This window comes from Rhodococcus sp. 1163 (assembly GCF_002091985.1).
Lineage (GTDB): Bacteria > Actinomycetota > Actinomycetes > Mycobacteriales > Mycobacteriaceae > Rhodococcoides.
Genome location: NZ_MKKX01000006.1, coordinates 80,517 through 102,812 on the forward strand (window position 1 = coordinate 80,517; position 22,296 = coordinate 102,812).

Here is a 22,296-nt window from a genome sequence, read left to right on the forward strand (position 1 = left end):
AGGAGTATGAGCAACACGGCAGGCAGGCGCGGTTCTGTTGGACCCGACCGCGGTGATCTGCGGATCTACCTCGGTGCGGCACCGGGCGTCGGGAAGACCTTCGCGATGCTCGGTGAAGCGCACCGCAGGCAGGAACGTGGCTGCGATGTGGTCGCGGGCGTGGTGGAAACCCACGGCCGCGCCCGCACTGCCGAGTTGCTCGAGGGGATCGAGCAGATCCCTCTGCGTTCGATCCAATACCGGGGATCGACGGCACACGAACTCGACGTGGCCGCGATCATCGAACGAAACCCGAGCCTGGTACTGGTCGACGAGCTCGCCCACACCAACACGCCGGGGAGCACGCACGAGAAGCGTTGGCAGGACGTAGAGGAGCTTCTCGACGCCGGCATCGACGTCGTGTCGACGCTGAACGTGCAGCACCTGGAAAGCCTCAACGATGTGGTCGAGCAGATCACCGGGGTACCGCAGCGCGAAACCGTTCCGGACTCGGTGGTCCGCGGTGCAGAGCAGATAGAACTGGTCGACGTCGCACCGGAAGCGTTGCGGCGTCGGCTGTCCCACGGCAATATCTATGCTGCAGCGAAGGTCGATGCAGCGTTGAGCAACTACTTCCGTCAAGGAAATTTGACCGCGCTGCGTGAGCTGTCCCTGTTGTGGATAGCCGATCAGGTCGACGCGGCGTTGACGAAATACCGCAGCTCACACGACATCACCGACACGTGGGAGACGCGGGAACGTGTCGTCGTCTCGGTCACCGGCGGGCCGGAATCGGAAACCCTGCTCCGGAGGGCCAGCCGTATCGCCTCGAAGTCGAGTGCGGAGCTGATGGTGCTGCACGTCATCCGTGGTGACGGTATGGCAGGTGTTTCCGCGCCACAGATGGGTAAGGTGCGCAAGCTCGCGGCCAGCCTCGGCGCCAGCATGCACAGCGTCGTCGGCGACGATGTGCCCTCCACGCTGCTCGAGTTTGCGCGGAGTGCGAACGCCACCCAGTTGGTCATCGGAACCTCGAGGCGGTCCCGCTGGGCTCGGATCATGGATGCGGGCATCGGTGCGACTGTTATTCAGCACTCGGGAAAGATCGACGTGCACATGGTCACTCACGCCGAAATCAGCCGTGGTTGGCGGATCAAGCGACTGGTACCGACGCAGCGTCGCATCCTGTCCTGGGCCGCTGCGGTCATCGTCCCCTTCCTCTCGGCACTGGCGATGCTGCTCGTGGATCCGTACCTCGACCTCGGCGGCGAGAGCGCTCTGTTCTTCATGGTCGTACTCGGAGTGGCGCTCCTCGGTGGCGTTGCGCCCGCAGCATTGTCGGCACTGATTGCCGGCTTGCTGCTCAACTACTTCTTCGCGGACCCGCGACACAGCTTCACCATCGCCGAACCCGACAACTTCGTCACCACGATAGTGCTGCTCATCATGGCAGTCGCCGTGGCATTTCTCGTCGACTCCGCAGCCCGTCGAACAGTACAGGCGCGCAGAGCATCTCAGGAGGCAGAGCTGCTGACCCTGTTCGCCGGAACCGTTCTGCGCGGCGGCGACATCAGGACGCTGCTCGAGCGGGTCCGTGAAACGTACTCACAACGAGCGGTTTCGATCATCAGAGCTGAGGGCAGCGTCGTCGAATCCGTCGGAGAGGACCCGCCGGCCGAGCCCGACGACGCCGACACGGCAATCGAGACCGCCGACGGTACCTTCACCCTTCTTCTGTCCGGATCGAAGACCGGCGCACACGACCGCCGTGTACTCAGCGCCGTCGCCAATCAGGCGATGGGGTTGATCAGGCAATCCGAACTGGCACTCGAAGCGAGTAAAGCCGCCGGTCTTGCCGAAGCGGATCGCCTTCGGCGCGCTCTGCTTTCGGCCGTCAGCCATGACCTCCGGACGCCCCTTGCCGCAGTCAAGGCGTCCGTGTCCAGCCTGCGCAGCACCGACGTGGAATTCTCACCGGAAGACACCGCCGAACTTCTCACTACCATCGAAGAATCGACCGACCAGCTGACCGGACTGGTCGGGAACCTACTCGATTCGTCGAGACTGGCTGCTGGCGTGATCACACCGAGCTCGACGGTGGTCTATGTCGAGGATGCGGTGTCCGCTGCCCTGGCCAGTTCGGCCGCCGCCGGCAGCCGCGAGCGGGTGATCGTGGACGTCGATGACGTGGCTGTTGCTGCAGATGCGGGGTTGCTCGAGCGGGTTTTGGCCAATCTGATCGACAACGCGCTGCGTCACGCCCCCGGAACGCCGGTGCGGGTGGGCGCAACGTATGCGGGGAGTCGAGCTCTGATCACTGTGTCCGACAGTGGACCTGGAATCGCGAGAGGTACCGAAGAGGCAGTCTTCGAAGCGTTCCAGCGGCTGGGGGACAGTGACAACACCACAGGCGTCGGTCTGGGCCTGTCGGTTGTTCGTGGATTCGTCGAGGCAATGAAAGGAGCGGTCACCATCTCCGAGACCGCCGGTGGGGGAGTAACGATGACCGTAGAGTTGGCATCGGCGGCATCGCTGACCAATAATGCTGTGGCCCATGATATTACCGATGCAGCGACCCGTGGATGAGGTCGTCGGCAGGACGCGAGTTCTAGTCGTCGACGACGAACCGCAGATCGTGCGGGCGCTGCGCATCAATCTCTCGGCGCGGGGGTACGACGTCGTGACCGCTGACACCGGAACGGGAGCTCTGCGCGCGATTGCCTCCGAGCGCCCGGACGTGGTGGTGCTCGACCTCGGGCTACCGGGACTCGGCGGGCTCGAAGTCCTCGCCGGGTTGAGAGGGTGGAGCGATGTCCCGGTGATCGTGTTGTCCGCACGTACCGACAGCAGCGACAAGATCGAGGCGCTCGATGCAGGGGCGGACGACTACGTCACCAAACCGTTCGGGATGGACGAGTTCCTGGCCCGGTTACGGGTTGCGGTGCGTAGGAGGGTTGCCGCCAGTGGACGAGTGGACCCGATCGTCACAACCTCGACGTTCACCGTGAACCTGGCCTCGAAGACCGTCACCAGGGAAGGGCAGCGAGTACACCTCACCCGGACCGAGTGGGGTGTACTCGAAATGCTCGCCCGCAACAACGGAAAACTCGTCGGGCAGAAAGAGCTACTCAGAACGGTATGGGGCCCCGGCCACGATCATGGATCCAACTATCTTCGGATCTACATGTCCCAACTGCGGCGCAAACTGGAAGTCGATCCCGCGCAGCCACGCCATCTGATCACCGAAACGGGAATGGGGTACCGGCTCGTCGAGTGAGGTCCATGGCCGGCGGCCGAGACCGGTTATCCTTTCCCCGGGTTACTGTGACTGAAAGACTCGGATAAAAAGGGGTGGGCGATGAGCGTCGACAGGGACAGTGGCGCAACGCCGTTCTCGGCGGAAGAATCGCCACGGCCTCGACGGGCACTTCGGCCCTCTGACGACGCGTTCTATGCCCCGCCGGCGGGTTTCGAGACGACGGAACCGGGGGCGATCCTTCGGATACGCGAAGTGGACTTGGCCCTCTATGGCCGTATTACGCAGCAGGTCGACGCCTGGCAATTGCTCTATCGCACCAACGACCTCGACGATGCGCCACAAGCGAGCGTGACCACGGTACTGCGGCCGCGTGGAACGGGCGTCGGCGATGTGCCGCTGCTGTCCTATCAGTGCGCGATCGATGCGGTGTCGGATTCGTGTTTTCCCTCGTACGCGCTGCAGAAGGGTGCGAAAGCGTGGGGCGCGGTCCCGCAGTTCGAATTCGTATTGATCCTCCATGCGCTCCGCCGAGGATGGGCGGTCTCGATTCCGGATCATGAAGGCCCGCATGGGCATTGGGGATCACCCCGTGAGCCGGGGTTCTGCACGCTCGATGCGGTGCGTGCGGCCCTGAGCTTCTCGCCACTTGGACTGAGAAGGGACGGTCCGGTTGGGTTGTGGGGTTACTCCGGTGGCGGCCTGGCGTCGTCGTGGGCGGCGGAGATGGCTCCCGAGTATGCACCGGAGATCAATCTTCTCGGAGCAGCACTCGGATCACCGGTCGGCGATCCCGCCTCGGCTTTCATTCGGCTCAATGCGACAGTGCATGCCGGCCTGCCGACGCTGGTGGTCGCGGGCCTGCGCCGCACCTACCCCGACCTCGACCGCTTCATAACGCAACACGTCAGTTCGGCCGGTCTCGAGCTGCTCGACTCGGTGAACGATCTCACCACCGTCTCGGCTGTGAGGAGACTCGCGCGGCACGACCTGGACGAGTACATCGATATACCCCTCGCCGACCTGCTGGCCAGCCCCGAAGTCCTCGACATCTTTCAAGCCATCCAGCCAGGGCAGATAGCACCGACCGTGCCGATGCTCGTGGTCCAGGCGGTGCACGATCAGATCATCGCGGTCGACGACGTCGACAGTCAGGTCGATCGCTATCTGAACCACGGTGCGCACGTCACCTACCTTCGCGATCGGTTCAGCGAGCACTTGTCGTTGCATCCGCTTTCGGCTCCGCTGACGCTCGACTGGTTGGAGGATCGATTCGCGGGACGGCCGGTGCCGCCGTCGGGAGTCAACACCGTCTGGTCGACGGCGTTCTCGCTCCGCGCAGCGTTCGGTCTCCTTGCGCTGCTGTGGTCGGCGGTGTTGGTTCTGTTCGGTCGCCGACTGTGAGCCATTAGCTCGTTGCCGAGCCGAGGACTCGGCGGTTCAGTCAGATTTTTTGCAGGCCGAGCTCGACTGCGCTGTCGTAATCGTCGTCGATGAGGACGACGCTGCGGTCTGCTCGGTCGAGCAGCGAGGCTGCGATCGAGGCACGGTAACCGGATGCACAGTGCACCCAAATCTCGCCGGCCGGGATCTCCGCGAGGCGATGCGGCAGTTCGTGGAGAGGGATGTTGACGGCACCGGGGATATGGCCGTCTGCGTACTCGGAGTGTTGACGCGTGTCGAGTACGAGTACCTCACGCTCACCGGCAGCGCCACCGAGTCCGGCGAAGTCGGACACCTCGTACGACCGCAATTCTCCATCACCGACGAGCGAATGAATCTCTCCGACAGCAGAACCGGAGGGGCGATCGATACCGATGCGCGCAAGCTCTCGGGTGGCCTCTGCAATCTGATCGGATGATTCGCCGATCAGCGTCAGCGGCGCACCCCATTGGTAGAGCCAGCCGAGGTAGGTGACGAAGCTCGAGGACAGCTCGAAGCCGAGAGATCCATCGAGGTGTCCGGCGGCGAATGCGGTGCGTGCACGTAGGTCGACGACCCATTGTCCGGCGTCGATGCGGCGACGAAGTTCCTCGGGATCGACGGGCTCGGGCATGGACAGGTCGATCGGTTCCGGCCCCTGGGCATTGATGACGCCCATGTGCGCGTAGTAAGCGGGATACGCGGACAAACCGGCGATCAATTCCTCGACATAGCTCTGTTCGTCCTGAGTCAAAGCAGGATTGGACTGCTGCTGTTGGGCAATGGTGGAGGAATCGCCGGTAGTGGGGGTGGCGGAACAGAAGCTACCGAAACCGTGGGTGGGGTAGACCTCGACATCGGCGGGTAGTTCGGCAGCGATACGACGAACCGAGTGGAACTGCGCGTGGGTGAGTTCCTCGGTGTGCTCGGAGCCGAGTAGGTCGGTGCGGCCGGTGGATCCGTAGAGCATCGAGCCACCGGTGAAGATCGCGATCGGCTCACCGTCATGGCGCAGAACGTAGCTGACGTGGTGATGAGTGTGGCCTGGGGTGTGCATGACCTGCAGTGTCATCGCGCCCGCCTCGATGATGTCGCCGTCGAGCACGGCTCGGCGTTCGTATTCGACGGGATCGCCGTCCGGGACGAGGTACTGGGCACCGGTAGCGCGGGCGAGTTCGAGTCCACCGGTCACGTAGTCGTTGTGTATGTGGGTTTCGAGCACGTGCGTGATCCTGGCGCTCTTGTCCGCAGCCAATGCCTGGACGCGGTCGATGTCACGTTGGGGATCGATGACGACCGCAACGCCGTCGTAGCTGATGAAGTAGCTGCGGTCGCCGAGGCTCGTGGTTTCGATGATGGCGATGTCCGGTGCGGTCGCGTTCATGTGAGTGCTCCTTGGGGTCGTTGTCGGCATGCGGAGAGGGCCGCGAGGCCATCGACCGTCATGAGAGGAAGAGGGTGTCGACGAGCACGTAGCCTGCGACGGCGAACACCAGGTAGGCGAACCATTGCCGGAGCTTGTCGGCATCGACGCGGTTGCTGAAGCGTCCTGCTGCAAGGGAGCCGACAATCGCGGCGGCGGCGAATGTGACGGTGAGGGGCCAGTTCCCACCGAGGCCTCCTGATTGGGCGAGAAGACCTGCGGCGGAGTTGGCCACGATGACTACCAGCGAGGTCCCGACGGCAACACTCATTTCGATTCCCAACAGCAGCACCAAGGCCGGAATGATGAGGAATCCTCCGCCGACGCCGAACAGTCCGGTGAGAACGCCGACACCGAAACCTGTCGGTATGGACCGCGGTGCGCATCGCCGCCAGTCGATCCCGGAATTGTCGGTCCTGCAAGCAGTTCCGAGGTCATCGTTGGTGCGCAGCATGCGTGTTCCAGCGATGATCATGACGATCGCGAAGCCGATCATCACGGCGGTATCGGGCAGATGCCTCCCCACGGCTGTACCTACCAGGGTGCCGACTATGCCGGTGGCCGCGAAGATTGCAGCCAGTCGCCATTCGATGAGCCGTGCCCGCACCTTGGGGATCGCACCGGTTGCCGAGGCGATGCCGATCACCAACAGCGAGGTCGGTATCGCCTCCGACAGCGGTAGTCCGAGGGCGTAGACGAGGACCGGAACGGCCAGGATCGACCCACCGCCTCCGAGGAGACCGAGCAGGATGCCGACGGCGACGCCGAGAATCAGAGCCAGGACCAGTGTCATCAGCGCTGCATTGCTGCCTGGTCGCCGAATGTGTCGATGGCTGCGTGCAGAGTGATGCTCATGGTGGGAATCCTTCCGGGCGTCGAACTGCGGCAATGGAGTCCGACGCTGGTAGAGCTAACGGCGGAACAGTGAGCGGAAGATTTTGTTTCCTGTCGGTGCCGCCGGCTCGGGCGCGCAGGTGCACTGGCGAGATGCTGGAACATTTCTCATAACGTCGTCGACGTGGCGACCGCAGCCGGCCCAGGTGGTCTTGCCACACTTCGGGCATTTGACGGGGTTGCACATATCCAGTCCTGTCTGTCGGGTTGCTTCCAGGTTGTCATATACCAAGGGGGGTATGCAAGTACCCCAGGGGGTATGAATGCGACTTTACGAAGCAGTTGCATCTGCCATGCTGCTCGAGTGCCGAAGAAGAGTGCGGGCCTACTTCCGTTTCGACGACGGGGCGACGTCCTCGAGGTGTTGATCGCGCACCCCGGGGGCCCGTTCTGGAGTCGCAAGGACCTCGGTGCCTGGTCGGTCGTCAAAGGTGAGTACACCGACGAGGATCCCCGCGACGCCGCCCGACGCGAGTTCACCGAAGAGACCGGCTACGAGCCACCGGAAGAGCTGTCGATCGAGTTACCCGTCATCACTCAGCGCGGCGGCAAGATCGTGACTGTCTTCGCCGTCGAAGCTGACTTCGATCCCGCAAGTGCCGTCAGCAACACCTTCGAAATGGAGTGGCCGCCCAAGTCCGGCACGAAGACTACATTTCCGGAGATCGATCGGGTCGAGTGGTTTTCGGTCGCCGAGGCCCGTTCGAAGCTCAATGCGGCACAAGTGGTCCTACTCGACCATCTCCAGGAAAACGTGGTCGATTGATACTTGCGCCGCAGCCAGGAATGGCGTCGGGCAAGTTGGTCACGAGCATCGTTTGTGTCTACGCTGCGCACGCACCAAGAGGTGCTCTGTGAAAAAGGGGGAGCGACGATGCACAGTCCTGGTTCACCCACATGTTCTCGATACGCCGCCGCTGCCGCAGTGATGGCACTGTTGCTGACGGCCGGCTGTACCGCCGGGGCCACCGAACCCGCTCCGGCGACGTCGGGCGTCTCCGCTGATAGCCCCGACACACCCGCGGCAGTGGTTCCTGAACCAGCAGTGGTTCCTGAACCAGTGGAACTTCCTGGTGGTGGTAGACAGCTTTTCCCGGGCCGTCGACTGGTCGCGCTCTACGGACATCCGGGTGCCCCCGGGCTCGGTGCCCTCGGTGAGCAGGGTCCGGATGCAGCAATCGACCGGGTTCGGCATTTGGCAGCCCAATACCAAGAATTCAGCGAAGTACCGGTCGTGCCGACATTCGAGCTCATCGCCACAGTCGCTCACCAAGCGCCCGGACCGGATGGGGACTACTCCGGTGAGGCCAGTGTGGAGATGTTGCGGCCATGGGTCGAGAAAGCACAGCAGGCGGGCGTTTACGTGCTGTTGGATCTGCAGCCCGGCCGGGCCCGTTTCGTCGATCAAGCACGCATCTATGCAGAGTTGCTCGCGTTTCCCAATGTGGGACTCGCGCTCGATCCGGAATGGAAACTCGAGCCCGGCCAGTACCCACTCGAGCGGGTGGGTAGCGTCGATGCAGTCGAAATCGAAGAGGTGAAAGCCCTGCTCGACGGCATAGTGACTGCAGGTGATCTACCGCAGAAGCTGTTGCTACTGCACCAATTTCAACTTCAGATGGTGCGCGGACTCGAGCGCGTCGAGCTCTCCCAGCCTGGCGTTCAAATTTTGGTGCACATGGACGGCCAAGGTGGCCCGGCAGCGAAAGAGGAAACTTGGGCCGCGGTCCGAGACTCCCTCCCCGTGGGAACACCATTGGGGTGGAAGAACTTCTACGACGAGGACGCGCCGATGTTCACGCCCGCCGAGACGATGCTGCGACAGCCGCAACCGTTGATGGTCTCGTACCAGTGACGAGGTAGAGACTGGAATGGATATGCCCTGGCAGTGGGTTCCGGTGGGCATACGCCAACGACAGGAGTCTCTATGAGTTCATCGACCTTCGTCGGCAATCCTCGTCGACCGCGGGTGATCGTTTTCGACGTCAACGAAACTCTGTCCGATATGTCGACGATGCCGGAGCGGTTCGTCGATGTAGGAGCGACCTCGCCCTTGGCGGGGTCGTGGTTCGGTGGCCTCTTGCGCGACGGGTTCGCTTTGAGCGCTGCAGGGAATGCGGGGAAGTTCGCGGACGTGGGGTCGAGGTTGCTGAAAGCGATGCTTCATGGTGTGCAGCTCAACCGACCGCTCGACGCAGCAGTCGAACACATCATGGACGGATTCCTCAGGCTCGACGTCCACCCGGACGTCGCGGACGGGGTCACCGCCTTGGCAGAGATCGGGATTCGGATGATCACCCTCAGTAACGGGTCGGTCGGCGTCGCCGAGAAACTTCTCGATTCGGCCGGACTGCTGAGCAGATTCGAGATGCTGCTCTCCGTCGATGCAGTCGGAGAATGGAAGCCTGCTGCCCACGCCTACGAGTACGCACTCGCGCAATGCGACGTCGACGATCCACGCGAGGCCATGCTCGTGGCCGTCCATCCCTGGGACATCGATGGGGCAAGCCGAGCCGGGTTGGCCACGGCGTGGCTGAACCGCGACGGCGGCGGGTACCCCGACTACTTTCACGCCCCGGATCTGGAAGCGACCTCCCTCGTGCGGCTGGCCCAGCGCTTCGGAAGCGATGTCGCATCTTGACGGACCCGGCCGAAGCATGGGAGCGTGCTCCTTACCGAGCGATCGCTCGGTCTGAGATTTCGAGGAGCATGTCTGTGGCTGTCGATCTGACCTACTCACCCCACGTCCAGGCGCTGATCGGCAAAACGCGGACGTTCATACGGGAAGAAGTCCTCCCGGTCGAAGACGAATTCCTCGGAAATTTCACCGACGCAGGTGGCGATGAGCTGCGGATTTCGCTGCAACAGGCGGCGAAGAAAGCAGGCGTGTTCGCGCCCCACGCACCCATCGAGTACGGCGGCGCAGGCCTGAACATGAGCGACCGCGCACCCCTGTTCGAAGAGGGCGGATACTCGCTCTTCGGACCTGCCGCGCTCAACATCGGGGCGCCCGACGAGGGAAACGTGCACATGCTGGCGCACATTGCCTCCGGGCCACAGAAAGAACAGTTCCTGGCGCCGCTGGCAGCGGGCGATGTCCGGTCGGCATTCGCGATGACCGAACCCGCACCGGGTGCCGGCTCGGATCCCTCGGCGTTGAGGTCCACCGGAATCAAGGTCGACGGCGGCTGGCGCATCGACGGGCACAAATGGTTCATCACCGGCGCCGACGGCGCAGGATTCTTCATCATCATGGCCCGCACCGCAGGCAAGCCCGGTGACCGCGCAGGAGCGACGATGTTCCTCGCTCCCGCCGACACCGAAGGTATCAAGGTCGGCCGCCACATCGGCACACTCGACCAAGCGACGATCGGTGGGCACTGCGAGGTCTTCTTCGACAATGTCTTCGTCCCCGACGAGAACGTGCTCGGTGCCGTCGACGAAGGATTCAATTACGCGCAGGTGCGTCTCGGACCCGCCCGCATGACACACGTCATGCGCTGGCTCGGTGCAGCCAGACGCGGACACGAGATCGCTGTCGCACAGGTCGCGCAGCGTGAAGGGTTCGGCTCGGTCCTCGGCGATTTGGGCATGATCCAGAAGATGGTTGCCGACAACGAAATCGACATCGCCGCGACGCGAGCGCTACTGGTCCAGGCCTGCTTTGCGCTCGATCAGGGCTCGACTGCCGGCAACGAGACGTCGATCGCGAAGACCTTCGCCGCCGAAGCCGTCTTCCGGATCGTCGACCGCAGTATCCAGATGTGCGGCGGCCTCGGGGTTTCCGATGACCTTCCCCTCGCGCGGCTCTCGCGTGAAATCCGCCCTTTCCGGGTATACGACGGCCCGTCCGAGGTCCATCGCTGGGCCATCGCGAAGCGGGTTGTCGGCGCCGCGAAAAGAGCAGGACGAGAGGCGAACGCATGAGCGAACTACCAGGCATGGATACGCCCGCGCTGAAAAAGCTCCTGTCCGAGAGCGGCGTCGAAGTCTCCGGTGAGCTCAGGGTCGAGCTGATCAGCGGCGGCCGCTCCAACCTGACCTTCAAAGCCTACGACGACACCTCGGCATGGGTGGTTCGCCGACCGCCCACCAGCGGGTTGACGCCGTCGGCGCATGACATGGCCCGCGAGTGGGCTGTCACCAACGCGCTGCAGAGTACCGAGGTTCCAGTTGCGAAAACCGTTGCCTTCGACGCCGAGGGCGTAGTCCTCGGTGCTCCCATGACCATCGTCGACTTCGAGCCAGGCCGGGTCATTCGAACACGCGCCGATCTCGACGATCTGTCCGATGCCGACATTGCCGCCAACACAGCGGAATTGGTCCGAGTGATCGCACTGCTTCATTCGGTCGACTTCGAGGCCGTAGGGCTCGGGTCGTTCGGAAAGCCGGACGGTTTCGTCGGCAGGCAGGTCAGGACGTGGGCACGGCAGTGGGAGTCGGTCAAGACGCGCGATCTCGCTGATGTCGATCGGCTGCGAGACAAGCTGCAGGCCGCAATTCCGTCCAGGTCGGCGTCGAGCATCGTGCACGGCGACTACCGGGTGGACAACGTCATCCTCACCGAAGGTGACACCAGTTCCATTGCTGCCGTCGTGGACTGGGAGATGTCCACGCTGGGCGATCCGCTTACCGACGTCGCATTGATGTGTGTCTATCGGCAGCCGATTTTCGACGACGTCCTCGGTGTCAGCGCGGCATGGACCAGTGATCGCTACCCGACCGCGGACGAACTGGCTCAACTGTATTCGCAAGCGAGCGGAGTCGAGCTGACCGACTGGAACTTCTACATCGCGCTGGCGAACTTCAAGCTCGGGGTCATCGGCGAGGGCATCACTCATCGCGCACTGGCGGGCTCCGACACCGGTTCGGGGGCGGCAGCCGCAGCGGAAGCGACACACGAGTTCATGGCAGCAGGCTTACGAGCGATCGAAGGGAAGAACTGATGGTCGGAAAATCTGCTCTCATCACCGGCGGATCGCGCGGGATCGGCCTCGGAATCGCTACCCGCTTAGCGGAATTGGGGTACTCGCTCACCATCACTGCGCGAACGAAGGAGACACTCGACGCTGTCGAACCGGCGTTGCGCGCGGCAGGTGCACCACGCGTCGTGACAGTCGCCGCCGACCTTGCCGACCGTGAGTCCGCCGACAAGATCGTCGCGGCACACCGTGAACACTTCGATTCCATGGATGCCCTGATCCTCAATGCCGGTGTGGGAACCGCAGGTTCGATTGCCGACTACCCGATGCGTCGATTCGACAAGACGCTCGACGTCAATCTGCGAGCACCGTTCACGTTGTTGCAGAGTTCGATACCGCTGCTGCGTGCCGCGGCCGAGAAGAACCCGGACAAGGGCGCAAAAGTCATTGCACTCGCGTCCCTTGCCGGCGTCTATTCCGAAGCCGGACTCGGCATCTACGGTGCCACGAAGGCAGCGGTGCTCTCCCTGATCGACACACTCAACTCGGAGGAAAGTGGTAACGGCGTCACCGGCACCTCGATCGCACCCGGGTACGTGGACACGGACATGAGCGACTGGACCAAGGACAAGATTCCGGCAGACACGATGATCCAGGTCGCCGACATCGTCGAACTGGCCACGAGCATTCTGAACCTCTCCTCCCGCGCCGTGGTTCCGCGCATCGTCGTCACGCGGGCCGGAGCAGGTCTCGGCGCCTGACGGCCTCGCGCAACCCAAATTCCGCTCGCGCCCAATTCCTTTGCTTCAATGGTCCTTTCATACGAAACAATCGTATGAAAGGACCATTGAAGCGATCAGGGGCGCGCGGAATCCGCCCCGAACCCACTCAGCGGACTCGGCCAACGCTGACCAAGACGTTCACCAACGCGTCGACTGCAGCAGGAAACGTGTGCTCCGTCGGAGCGGAGTAGCCGACGAGAAGGCCGTCCACCTTCTTGCCGGCTGCGTCAGGGTGTCGGAACCGCGAGAGTCCGTCGACGGCGACTCCGACATCGCCGGCCGCGCGGAGCACCGCCGATTCTGTGCCCGGTGGGAGTGTCACCACTACTTGCAAACCCGCGGAGATCCCCATCGTTGCAACATACGGAACTCGTTCTCCGAGAGCATCGATCAAGTGAGCACGGCGGCGCCGATAGCGCGTTCGCATCGCGCGGACATGGCGGTCGTACCCGCCGGTTGCGATCAGATCGGCGAGAGTGAGTTGGTCGATCACGCCCACGGTCGATTCGCGAACACCCTTGGCTTCGAGGACCGGATCCAGTAGTCGTTCCGGAACGACCATCCAACCCAACCGAAGCGCGGGAGAGAGGCTCTTCGACACCGAGCCCACGTACATCACTCGGTCCGGGTCGAGGCTTTGCATTGCACCTACCGGAGTTCGGTCGAACCGGAACTCGCCGTCGTAGTCGTCCTCCACCACTAGCCCTCCGGTCGTGCGTGCCCAGTCGATGGCAGCGGTGCGCCGTCGTGGATGTAGTGATGATCCGGTGGGGAATTGGTGGCTCGGAGTCAATACCGCCACCTGCGCGTCCGTGCTCGTGAGTTCGTCGGTGATGCAACCGTTTCGGTCGATCGGAAGCGCAATCGTCGGGCCGGTCTTCTCGTAGATCGCTCGGTGAAACGGGAGTCCGTACGATTCGACTGCGAACGGTGGCGCCGCAACCACGTCGGAAAGGATCTCAGCGGCGTGAGAAAAGCCGGCGCACACCACAATTTTGCGTGGATCGGTGACCAACCCGCGCGTGCGCGACAGATAGTCGGCCAGTGCCCGACGCAACTCGATCCTGCCGTGCGGATCACCCGGCCCGAATGCGTGCGTCGGTGCTGCTGTTACTGCGCGTCGAGCAGAGGCAAGCCATCGCGACCTGGGGAAGGTCGTGGGATCCGGCCTGCCGGAACGGAATTCGAACTGTGGCCGAATCTCGGCTCGGATGACTGCTCTGGCCTTTTCTTGCGGTGCTCCAGGGCGATGTGCGACGCGGGTGCCGGAGCCTTGCCGTGCCTCCAGCCACCCCTCGGAGACGAGTTCGGCGTAGGTCTCGGCCACGGTGTTTCGCGCAATTGCGAGGTCCTCGGCCAGTGCTCGGTAGGACGGAAGCTTGAATCCGGATTCGAGACGACCCGAGGTCACTGCCTCGCGCAATGCTTCGGACAGTGCTGCCTTACGAGAGCCGTCGGGAGCGAGATTCAGATGCAGATCGACGGCAGATGGATGTCGATTGACCAGATTTTCGACCACGGGATTGAACCATACCTGCGGTCACCTGGCCTCGTAGTGTTCCTGGCATGACAACACGAATCGACTTCGCATCTTCCGATCCTGCAGTCCGCAAGGCATTGGTCGCACTCGATGCCGCCACCAGAGCGGGAATCGATCCATCCCTGGCGGAGCTGATCAGGATCCGAGCATCGCAGCTGAACGGGTGCGCGTACTGCCTGCACATGCACACATCCGACGCACGCAAAGCTGGGGAGAGCGAAGAGAGGCTGGCGCTGGTGGCGGTGTGGCGGGATGCGAGAAATTTCTTCGATGAGAAGGAGCAGGTCGTCCTGGCACTCACCGAATCGGTCACGTTGATCTCGCAAGGTGGTGTCCCCGACGACGTGTACGACCGCGTCGCCGAGCATTTCGACGACCACGGCATTGCCCAGTTGATCGCGCAAATTTTCACCATCAACGCGTGGAATCGCATCGGCATCACAACGCACCTGATCCCTGGCGTCGACAACCGAACTGCCTAGTCTTCGAGCACGGATCAGGTCCCGCAGAACGTCCGGAAGCTTTCCGCGAACAGTTGCGGTGCAGGTTGCGCATAGTCCGAGAAGCCTTCGCGGAGGTCGAACGGATGGGTCACGACGTCCAGTAGCTTCTCGAACGGCTCGAGGTCGCCGCCTGTTGCAGCGCGTAGGGCGGCGTCGACGAGATGGTTCCGTGGGATGTAGAGCGGATTGATGCGGTCCATCGCGTCGGCTGTGTGCGCTTCGTCGGTCAGGGCCGACCGCCAAGGGTCGAGCCACGGCCGGCTGTGTTCGCGCGGGATCAGAGCGTCGAGGGGCTCGGGGTTGCCGCGCAGTTCGTCGGCGAGAGCGCGAAAGGTGCCGGTCCAGTCGGCGCCATGGGTTTCCATGAGCTGGAGCAGATCGTCGACCGCTACTCCGTCGAGTTGTTCCTCGGTCAGGCCGAGCTTGGCCGCCATACCCGTCGCGAAGTGGCGTTCGTACCGATCGAAGAAGGTATCGAGAATGTCGGTCACAACCGGGATCGCTTGTTCGGGAGTAGGCCCGATGAGCGCGAGCAGCGTTTCGCCGAATCTCGCCAAGTTCCACTGCAGCACGGTGGGTTGGTTCTCGAAGGCGTAGCGGCGACCGTGGTCGATCGAACTGAACACCGCAGACCGATCGTAGGCATCGAGGAACGCGCAGGGGCCGTAGTCGATGGTCTGGCCGGAGATCGTGGTGTTGTCGGTGTTCATCACACCGTGGACGAATCCGGTGAGCATCCATCGCGCGACCAGTGACGCTTGTGCTTCGACGACGGCCTCGAAGAACGCCGAGTAGTCCCCGGCAAGATCCGGATAGTGACGGGCAATGGTGTAATCGGCGAGTAGTTGCACCTGGCCTTCCTGTCGAACCGCGAACTCGAACGTTCCGACGCGAATGTGACTGGCGGCGACTCGGGCGAGCACCGCACCGGGTTCGGGGCCCTCGCGCATTACGTCGCGGCCAGTGGCGGTGACCGACAGCGCTCGCGTGGTGGGGACGCCGAGCGAATTCATCGCCTCGCTGATCAAGTATTCGCGCAGCATCGGTCCCGTCGCGGCCAGGCCGTCGCCGCCGCGTGAGAAAGGTGTACGGCCAGATCCTTTGAGGTGCAGATCGACCTGGCCCTTGGCGCTGCTGAGCTCACCGAGCAGCAGTGCGCGCCCGTCGCCGAGCATGGGTACGTATCCACCGAATTGATGCCCGGCGTAGGCCATCGCCACTGGGCTCGAACCTTCGGGAGCTGCTGATCCGGACAGGATGGCCACCCCGTCCTCACCGCGCAGCGCATCGACGTCGAGGTTCAACGACGCCGCCAACTCTTCGTTGAGTACGAGCAGTCTCGGCTCGGGCGCGGACGCGCCTTCCCACGGGACCGCAAGGCCTTCCAACTGATCGGCAAAGGTGCTGGCGAGGCCTGGAATTGCGTGGAGCTTCGGGTGTACGGCCATAACCGAGGGTAACTGGGCGCCTCAGGCGGGGTAGGTCACGGCCTGGCCGACGACACGGACGCGCACGTGGTCCCCAGGGATGAGGGTGGTGGCACCGAAGCGCCGGACCGTCACCCGTCCGGTGTCCGTTCCAGTTGCGGTATCCAGGCGGATGCCGAGCAACATCTCCGATCCGAGGTATTCGACGTCGATCACTCTTCCGGATACGCCTGTACCGTCCGGCGTGAGTTCTATCTGCTCCGGACGCACCATGACGCGCACGTCGCCATGAGCGCTGTTCGATGCGACCGCGATGTCGCCGAGGGCGCAGCGGGCCGTGCCTGCGGTGACGAACGCTGCCAATACGACGGCGTCGCCGATGAATCGAGCGGTGGGGACGTCGATGGGCGTGGAATAGATTTCGCTGGGGGTTCCGATCTGCGCGAGGTGGCCTGCACTCATCACTGCCACGCGGTCTGCGAACGAAAGCGCCTCGGGCTGATCGTGAGTGACGAGAATCGTGGTGATTCCGGCCTTCTCCAGAACGCCGGCGACGATCCGACGCGTATGCGCCCGCAACCCGGCGTCGAGCGCTGAGAACGGTTCGTCGAGCAACATCAGTTCGGGTTCGCGGGCCAAGGCCCGAGCTAGCGCAACGCGTTGCTGCTGCCCGCCCGAGAGTTGGTCGGGTCGACGGGTAGCGAAAGATGCGTCCAGCGAGACCATTTCGAGTAGTTCGGTGATTCTGGCTGTGGTCCGGCCCCGCCGGGGCAACCCGAATCCGACGTTGGCACCGACAGTGGTGTGCGGGAACAATGCCCCGTCCTGGGCGACGTAGCCTATCGACCGCCGGTGTGCGGGTGTCCAACTTCCGCCGGCAACGACACGGCCGGCGAGTGCGATGGTTCCGGCGTCCGGTCGTTCGAATCCGGCGATCAGACGAAGCAACGTCGTTTTGCCACAACCGGATGGACCGACGATCGCGGTGGTGGATCCACTCTCGACGGTGAATCCGATCTGGTTCAAGACGGTCGTAGGTCCGAACCTTTTGTCGAGGCCGTGCACTTCGAGTGTGTAGGTCATAGTCCGGCTACCTTCTTCGACTGAGTGAAGAGTACGTAGGTCATGGGCAGCGACAGCACGATCATCATGAATGCGTACGGCGCCGCCCCGGCGTAGTCGATCTCGCTGCTCAGTGACCAGAACTGCGTGGCCAGGGTACGAGTACCGGTCGGTGCCAGCAGCAGAGTCGCGGTCAATTCGTTGACGATTCCCAAGAACACCAACGCCCCACCGGCCGCCGTGGCTGGGGCAGCGAGCGGCAACGTCACTCGGATGAAGGCCGACAGCGGTGAGATACCGAGCGACTGTGCGGACTCCTCCAGACCGATGGGCGCCTGCGCAAGTCCGGCTCTCAGGTTCACCAGCGCGCGGGGCAGAAAGAGCAGTGCGTACGCCGCGATAACGACGGTGACTGTTTGATAGAGCGGCTGCAGGTAGCGGATGGACACGGTGATGAATGCCAGTGCCACCACGATTCCTGGTAGCGAACTCGAGATGTACGTGCAGGCTTCGAGGATGCGACTGAGTCGCCCGCGGCGGCGGATCGAAATCCAGGCGATCGGGAAGGCGAGAACGCAGGTTACTACCGCGCCGGCAACACCGAAGCCGACAGTCTGGACCACCGCGGAGCCGAGGAAATCGAGCTCCCACACCGCGGCTCCGCCGATGACGAGCCAGCGCAGGACGCTGACGACCGGGACACCGACGGACAGGACGATCAGCGCAGCGAGGAACAACAGCGCGACCATCGAGTTCTTCCAACCGAGTTCGGCGTGGACGGCCCGACGCGCAGCACCAGCGCCGATTCGGGCGTACCGCGCGTTGCCCCGGACGACCGATTCGATCACCAGCAGCGTGAGACAGAGCAATACCAGGACACTGGCGAGCATCGTCGCTGCCGACCCGTTGAACGTCGACTGGTACTGATCGAAGATCGCGGTGGTGAACGTGTCGAACCGGATGAAGACGAACGCGCCGTACTCGGCGAGCAGGTGCAGGGAAACCAGCAGAGCCCCGCCGGCTATGGCCAGCCGCAACTGTGGCACCACGACCTGGAAGAACACGGCCCACGGACCGGCTCCGAGAGCGCGCGCCGACTCCTCTACCGCTGGGTCCAGCCGACGTAGCGTCGCAGACACAGGTATGTAGACCAGCGGAAAATAAGACATCGTCGCGATGAGAACGCCGCCATGCAAGCCACCGAGGGAGGGGACGGTACTCACCCACGAATAACTGTTCACGAACGCCGGTACGGCAAGTGGCGCCGCCAGCAGCACTGCCCAGACCTTGGCTCCGAACACTCGGGTGCGTTCGACGAGCCAGGCAGCCATGACGCCGATGACGATGCAGATCGGCACTGTGATGACGACGAGCAAGACCGTGTTGGTGAGTAGCTCCCCAACCCTGGGTCGGAACAACAACGACGACGCAGTATCGAAGCCCGTGTCGATACTTTCTACGATCACGTACCCGAGCGGGATGATCGATGCGGCCGCCACGACGAGCGCGGCGACGGCCAAGGGCAGCGAGATACGACGTCGGGATCTACCGCGACGCAACGTATTCGACTCCCTCGGCCGTCGCCGGCCGATCAGTTCGAGATTCAGAGCAGGCCGGCTTCGGTCATCAGTTCGGAAACCTGCGGGCTGTTGAGCTTCGCCGGGTCCACCTGCGGCGCTTGTAGATCAGCCAGCGGAACGAGCTCCGGGTTTGCCGCGACGTCGCTGCCCACCGTGTACTCGAACGACGTCCCGGTCTGTAAGACGTCCTGACCTTGGCGACCAGTGATGAACTTCAGGAACTGTTGTGCCGCATCCTGTTTCGAACTGGATCCCAGAACGCCCCCGCCGGAGACGCTGACAAATGCGCCCGGGTCCTCGTTCTTGAAGTAGTGGAGTGCGACGTTGTTGCTGTTCTCGCCGGTCTTGGCCTGATCCCCGAACCAGTAGTAGTGGTAGATGACCCCGCCCGGGATTTCACCGGCATTGACGGCCTTCATCACCGTGCTGTTGCCCTTGTAGGTGCGGACATTGTCCTTCATCCCCGCCAGCCATTGCCGAGTGGCGTCTTCACCTTTCAGCTCCAGCAGCGCGCTGACGATTGCTTGGAAATCGGCGCCCGATGGTGAGGCGGCCCAGCGGTCCTTCCATGCGGGATCCTGCAGATCGAGCAGAGACTTCGGCAGCTGATCCTGCTTCAACATGTCCTTGTTGTATGCGAAGACGGTGGAACGGGCTGCGATGCCGGTCCACTTGTTGCTCGACGGACGGTATTGGCTCGGCACCTGGTCGAGGGCGTCCTGGTTCACGTCGGCGAACAGCCCGGCGTTCTCCACCAGCGTCATAGCGGGGGAGTTCTCGGTGAGGAACACATCTGCGGGTGACCGATCGCCCTCGGCTACGAGTTGGTTGCCGAGTTCGGAATCGCTGCCGTTACGCAGTTCCACCTCGATGCCGGACTCCGCAGTGAAGGCGTCGGCCCACTCCTGCGTCAGCGACTCGTGCTGCGCGTTGTACACGGTGATCTTCTTGGCCGCGCCAGAGTCGGTCTCGTTGTCCGATCCGGAATTCGAGCACCCCGACATGGTCAACACAGCGGCAGCAGCAAGTGCAACCGCAGACGTCAGTCCGTTTCGTCTTTTCATCGAATGTCCTTTGTCGGCGCAGCGGGACCTTTCCAGCCGTCTACAAAAATGATGCCATACCCAGGATTGGCAAACCTAACGACCAGGGGTGATGGGCGCTGGATTCGCGATGTGGTGCGTGTCATCCGGGCGAGGTGACGCGGAGTAGCCCACGTCCCCTGGTCAGAGCCGGCTGATGGCACATCGAGCGCAAAGTCAGCACTCGTGCCCAGGCTGTAACCGTGCACCCTGCTCAATTGGGAAACCAACTATTGCGCTAGCTGATGATTGCGAGTTGTGTCGTAGGTAACAGTGCAGTTGAATTGGAGGCGAGGTCATGTTCGCGAACAGCAGTGCCGACACGCTCATCCAGATTGTCACACCGGAGGGCAAGCGGACACCCCAGTCGGAGTACAGCGACGCGATCGCGGACGTCACGATCGACACCGTGCGTGAGCTGTACGAGGATCTCGTCGTGGTTCGCCGCATCGACGCCGAGGCGACAGCGTTGCAGCGTCAGGGTGAGCTCGGACTGTGGGCGCCGCTACTCGGTCAGGAAGCCGCGCAGGTGGGTTCGGCTCGCGCTCTGCACTCCGAGGACTTCGTGTTCGCCAGCTACCGTGAACACGGCGTCGCATACTGCCGGGGCGTCGACCCGACGGAGATGCTCCGATTCTGGCGTGGTTCGACACAGTCGGGCTGGAATCCTTACGACTACAACATGACAACGCCGGCCATCATCGTCGGATCTCAGGGGCTGCATGCCGCTGGCTACGGGCTGGGGATGAAGTTCGACGGAGCGGAAGGCGCTGTCATCACCTACTTCGGCGACGGCGCCACCAGCCAGGGTGACATCTCCGAGGCGCTGGGATTCGCTGCCAGTTTCAGTGCACCGGTGGTGTTCTTCTGCCAGAACAATCAGTGGGCGATCTCGGCGCCGGTATCGGTTCAAACCCACATCACCATTGCCGAGCGAGGGCGCGGATTCGGGGTCCCGTCCCTGCGCGTGGACGGCAACGACGTCCTGGCAGTTCTGGCAGCTACCCGTATCGCGTTGGCCAGGGCACGTGAAGGAAGCGGCCCGACGCTGATCGAGGCTCTCACGTATCGCATGGGTCCGCACACCACATCCGACGACCCGACGCGGTATCGGTCCGCCGCAGTCGACGACGAGTGGAAGCGTAAGGATCCGATCGAACGGATCCGGTTGCTGCTCGAGCGCGCAGGTGGCCTGGACGAGGAATTTCAGTCCCGAGTACGGGACCGCGCGGACACGACGGCCGATCAGCTGCGAGCGGGATGTCTCGGCACGATCGAACCGTCGGCGATGTCGCTGTTCGACCACGTCTACGCCGAACCGCATTCCCTGATAAGCGAAGAGCGGGAACACTATTCCGCCTATCTCGCCGGATTCGAAGGAGCACGGTCATGACTGCAACACTCGCCGCGCCCAGGACGCTCCCGATCGCGCCGAAGACGCTTCCGCTCGGAAAGGCGTTGAACGCCGGCCTGCGCCGAGCCATGGACGAAGATCCGAAGGTGATCCTCCTCGGTGAGGATATCGGCAAACTAGGTGGGGTCTTCAGGATCACCGAGGGGCTGCAGAAGGACTTCGGGCCGAACCGGGTGATCGACACGCCGCTTGCCGAGTCCGGAATCATCGGAATGGCAGTAGGTTTGGCCATTCGCGGTTATCGCCCGGTCTGCGAGATCCAGTTCGATGGCTTCATCTATCCAGCGTTCGACCAGATTGTTTCGCAGGTGGCCAAGCTGCACTATCGAACCAGCGGCAACGTCAAGATGCCTATCACCATCCGCGTCCCCTACGGAGGTGGTATCGGCGCCGTCGAGCATCACTCGGAGTCCCCCGAGGGCTACTTCGCCCAGACCGCGGGCCTCCGCGTTGTCAGCTGCAGCAACGCGGCCGACGCCAATACGATGATTCGGCAGGCCATCGCGTCGGACGATCCGGTGTTGTTCTTCGAACCCAAACGGCGCTATTGGCAGAAGAGCGAGGTCGACGTCACGGCTTCACTCGACGATGCCTATCCGCTGCACAAGGCGCGCGTCGTGCGCGCAGGCACCGACGCGACGATCGTCACGTACGGACCTCTGGTGACCACCGCGCTTCAGGCAGCGGATATTGCTGCAGAGGAGGGACATTCGATCGAAATCATCGACTTGCGCTCTCTCTCGCCGCTCGACATGGACACGATCAGCGCCTCGGTACGTAAAACCGGCCGACTCGTCGTGTCGCACGAGGCCGCTACCTTCCTCGGTATCGGTGCGGAAGTTGCTGCGCGCGTGCAGGAACAGTGTTTCTACAGCCTCGAATCTCCGGTACTGCGAGTCTGTGGATTCAGCACTCCGTACCCGCCGGCGAAGCTGGAGGAGCACTTCCTTCCCGATGCCGACCGGATTCTCGACGCCGTGGACCGCGCACTTGCTTTCGGGCAGACCTGA

General features: G+C 63.1%; 19 protein-coding genes. 12 read left to right on the forward strand and 7 right to left on the reverse strand.

Going from position 1 to position 22,296, the window contains the following annotated elements; all coding sequences use genetic code 11:
• Positions 1-6: 6 nt before the first annotated feature.
• The 3 genes from BJD99_RS01230 to BJD99_RS01240 all read left to right on the forward strand — a co-directional run bounded on the left by BJD99_RS01230 (position 7) and on the right by BJD99_RS01240 (position 4,639).
• Complete coding sequence (locus tag BJD99_RS01230) at positions 7-2,565, forward strand: sensor histidine kinase KdpD (protein ID WP_084344984.1); 2,559 nt, start codon at positions 7-9, stop codon at positions 2,563-2,565.
• Positions 2,546-3,256, forward strand: a complete 711-nt coding sequence (locus BJD99_RS01235; RefSeq protein WP_084344985.1) for a response regulator — start codon at positions 2,546-2,548, stop codon at positions 3,254-3,256. The genes BJD99_RS01230 and BJD99_RS01235 overlap by 20 nt, the downstream gene beginning before the upstream one ends.
• Before the next feature lie 81 nt (positions 3,257-3,337).
• Positions 3,338-4,639: a lipase family protein gene (locus tag BJD99_RS01240; RefSeq protein ID WP_084344986.1), complete on the forward strand. Its 1,302-nt coding sequence runs from the start codon at positions 3,338-3,340 to the stop codon at positions 4,637-4,639.
• Between the two features lie 40 nt (positions 4,640-4,679).
• Here BJD99_RS01240 and BJD99_RS01245 read toward each other — a convergent pair whose 3' ends face one another.
• Both BJD99_RS01245 and BJD99_RS01250 read right to left on the reverse strand, forming a co-directional pair.
• Positions 4,680-6,041, reverse strand: coding sequence for a rhodanese-like domain-containing protein (locus BJD99_RS01245; protein WP_084344987.1), 1,362 nt, complete (start codon positions 6,039-6,041; stop codon positions 4,680-4,682).
• A 58-nt stretch (positions 6,042-6,099) separates the two neighbouring features.
• Positions 6,100-6,873, reverse strand: coding sequence for a sulfite exporter TauE/SafE family protein (locus BJD99_RS01250; protein WP_084344988.1), 774 nt, complete (start codon positions 6,871-6,873; stop codon positions 6,100-6,102).
• A gap of 405 nt (positions 6,874-7,278) precedes the next feature.
• Here BJD99_RS01250 and BJD99_RS01255 point away from each other — a divergent pair, with 405 nt between their 5' ends.
• The 6 genes from BJD99_RS01255 to BJD99_RS01280 all read left to right on the forward strand — a co-directional run bounded on the left by BJD99_RS01255 (position 7,279) and on the right by BJD99_RS01280 (position 12,657).
• Positions 7,279-7,740 (forward strand): NUDIX domain-containing protein, encoded by a 462-nt coding sequence (locus BJD99_RS01255; protein ID WP_084344989.1) that lies wholly within the window; start codon positions 7,279-7,281, stop codon positions 7,738-7,740.
• Between the two features lie 108 nt (positions 7,741-7,848).
• Complete coding sequence (locus tag BJD99_RS01260; protein ID WP_084344990.1) at positions 7,849-8,829, forward strand: hypothetical protein; 981 nt, start codon at positions 7,849-7,851, stop codon at positions 8,827-8,829.
• 72 nt (positions 8,830-8,901) lie between these two features.
• Positions 8,902-9,615 (forward strand): haloacid dehalogenase type II, encoded by a 714-nt coding sequence (locus BJD99_RS01265; RefSeq protein WP_084344991.1) that lies wholly within the window; start codon positions 8,902-8,904, stop codon positions 9,613-9,615.
• A gap of 74 nt (positions 9,616-9,689) precedes the next feature.
• The gene (locus tag BJD99_RS01270) at positions 9,690-10,901 is read left to right on the forward strand and encodes an acyl-CoA dehydrogenase family protein (protein ID WP_084344992.1); all 1,212 of its coding nucleotides are present in this window, start codon (positions 9,690-9,692) and stop codon (positions 10,899-10,901) included.
• On the forward strand, positions 10,898-11,920 hold the full coding sequence (locus BJD99_RS01275) for a phosphotransferase family protein (RefSeq protein WP_084344993.1): 1,023 nt from the start codon (positions 10,898-10,900) through the stop codon (positions 11,918-11,920). Before BJD99_RS01270 ends, BJD99_RS01275 begins: the two co-directional genes overlap by 4 nt.
• A complete protein-coding gene (locus BJD99_RS01280) occupies positions 11,920-12,657 on the forward strand; it encodes an SDR family oxidoreductase (protein WP_084344994.1) in 738 nt (245 codons plus the stop codon). The genes BJD99_RS01275 and BJD99_RS01280 overlap by 1 nt, the downstream gene beginning before the upstream one ends.
• A 127-nt stretch (positions 12,658-12,784) precedes the next feature.
• On the opposite strand, the gene BJD99_RS01285 is transcribed toward BJD99_RS01280, so the two are convergent.
• The gene (locus BJD99_RS01285) at positions 12,785-14,197 is read right to left on the reverse strand and encodes a PLP-dependent aminotransferase family protein (protein ID WP_084344995.1); all 1,413 of its coding nucleotides are present in this window, start codon (positions 14,195-14,197) and stop codon (positions 12,785-12,787) included.
• 47 nt (positions 14,198-14,244) lie between these two features.
• Here BJD99_RS01285 and BJD99_RS01290 point away from each other — a divergent pair, with 47 nt between their 5' ends.
• Positions 14,245-14,700 carry a carboxymuconolactone decarboxylase family protein gene (locus BJD99_RS01290; protein ID WP_084344996.1) on the forward strand — a complete coding sequence of 152 codons (456 nt, stop codon included), beginning with the start codon at positions 14,245-14,247 and terminating at the stop codon, positions 14,698-14,700.
• Positions 14,701-14,714: 14 nt separating this feature from the next.
• Here BJD99_RS01290 and BJD99_RS01295 read toward each other — a convergent pair whose 3' ends face one another.
• From BJD99_RS01295 to BJD99_RS01310, 4 genes are all read right to left on the reverse strand, one after another.
• Positions 14,715-16,169, reverse strand: coding sequence for a YdiU family protein (locus tag BJD99_RS01295; protein WP_084344997.1), 1,455 nt, complete (start codon positions 16,167-16,169; stop codon positions 14,715-14,717).
• A gap of 21 nt (positions 16,170-16,190) precedes the next feature.
• The gene (locus BJD99_RS01300; protein WP_084344998.1) at positions 16,191-17,231 is read right to left on the reverse strand and encodes an ABC transporter ATP-binding protein; all 1,041 of its coding nucleotides are present in this window, start codon (positions 17,229-17,231) and stop codon (positions 16,191-16,193) included.
• Positions 17,228-18,742 (reverse strand): iron ABC transporter permease, encoded by a 1,515-nt coding sequence (locus BJD99_RS01305; RefSeq protein WP_179142138.1) that lies wholly within the window; start codon positions 18,740-18,742, stop codon positions 17,228-17,230. The genes BJD99_RS01300 and BJD99_RS01305 overlap by 4 nt, the downstream gene beginning before the upstream one ends.
• Before the next feature lie 71 nt (positions 18,743-18,813).
• Positions 18,814-19,854: an iron ABC transporter substrate-binding protein gene (locus BJD99_RS01310; RefSeq protein ID WP_084345000.1), complete on the reverse strand. Its 1,041-nt coding sequence runs from the start codon at positions 19,852-19,854 to the stop codon at positions 18,814-18,816.
• A 316-nt stretch (positions 19,855-20,170) separates the two neighbouring features.
• Between BJD99_RS01310 and pdhA the strand changes: the two genes are divergently transcribed.
• A complete protein-coding gene (pdhA, locus tag BJD99_RS01315) occupies positions 20,171-21,265 on the forward strand; it encodes a pyruvate dehydrogenase (acetyl-transferring) E1 component subunit alpha (RefSeq protein ID WP_084345001.1) in 1,095 nt (364 codons plus the stop codon).
• Positions 21,262-22,296, forward strand: a complete 1,035-nt coding sequence (locus BJD99_RS01320; RefSeq protein ID WP_084345002.1) for an alpha-ketoacid dehydrogenase subunit beta — start codon at positions 21,262-21,264, stop codon at positions 22,294-22,296. The genes pdhA and BJD99_RS01320 overlap by 4 nt, the downstream gene beginning before the upstream one ends.

Excerpts from the sequence above, each read along its gene's own strand:
- BJD99_RS01280 (WP_084344994.1), top strand. The coding sequence starts at position 11,920 with ATGGTCGGAAAATCTGCTCTCATCACCGGCGGATCGCGCGGGATCGGC.
- BJD99_RS01300 (WP_084344998.1), bottom strand. The coding sequence starts at position 17,231 with ATGACCTACACACTCGAAGTGCACGGCCTCGACAAAAGGTTCGGACCT.
- BJD99_RS01310 (WP_084345000.1), bottom strand. The coding sequence starts at position 19,854 with ATGAAAAGACGAAACGGACTGACGTCTGCGGTTGCACTTGCTGCTGCC.
- BJD99_RS01235 (WP_084344985.1), top strand. The coding sequence starts at position 2,546 with ATGCAGCGACCCGTGGATGAGGTCGTCGGCAGGACGCGAGTTCTAGTC.
- BJD99_RS01245 (WP_084344987.1), bottom strand. The coding sequence starts at position 6,041 with ATGAACGCGACCGCACCGGACATCGCCATCATCGAAACCACGAGCCTC.
- BJD99_RS01290 (WP_084344996.1), top strand. The coding sequence starts at position 14,245 with ATGACAACACGAATCGACTTCGCATCTTCCGATCCTGCAGTCCGCAAG.
- BJD99_RS01295 (WP_084344997.1), bottom strand. The coding sequence starts at position 16,169 with ATGGCCGTACACCCGAAGCTCCACGCAATTCCAGGCCTCGCCAGCACC.
- BJD99_RS01320 (WP_084345002.1), top strand. The coding sequence starts at position 21,262 with ATGACTGCAACACTCGCCGCGCCCAGGACGCTCCCGATCGCGCCGAAG.
- BJD99_RS01240 (WP_084344986.1), top strand. The coding sequence starts at position 3,338 with ATGAGCGTCGACAGGGACAGTGGCGCAACGCCGTTCTCGGCGGAAGAA.
- BJD99_RS01275 (WP_084344993.1), top strand. The coding sequence starts at position 10,898 with ATGAGCGAACTACCAGGCATGGATACGCCCGCGCTGAAAAAGCTCCTG.
- BJD99_RS01265 (WP_084344991.1), top strand. The coding sequence starts at position 8,902 with ATGAGTTCATCGACCTTCGTCGGCAATCCTCGTCGACCGCGGGTGATC.
- BJD99_RS01250 (WP_084344988.1), bottom strand. The coding sequence starts at position 6,873 with ATGACACTGGTCCTGGCTCTGATTCTCGGCGTCGCCGTCGGCATCCTG.
- pdhA (WP_084345001.1), top strand. The coding sequence starts at position 20,171 with ATGTTCGCGAACAGCAGTGCCGACACGCTCATCCAGATTGTCACACCG.
- BJD99_RS01260 (WP_084344990.1), top strand. The coding sequence starts at position 7,849 with ATGCACAGTCCTGGTTCACCCACATGTTCTCGATACGCCGCCGCTGCC.
- BJD99_RS01230 (WP_084344984.1), top strand. The coding sequence starts at position 7 with ATGAGCAACACGGCAGGCAGGCGCGGTTCTGTTGGACCCGACCGCGGT.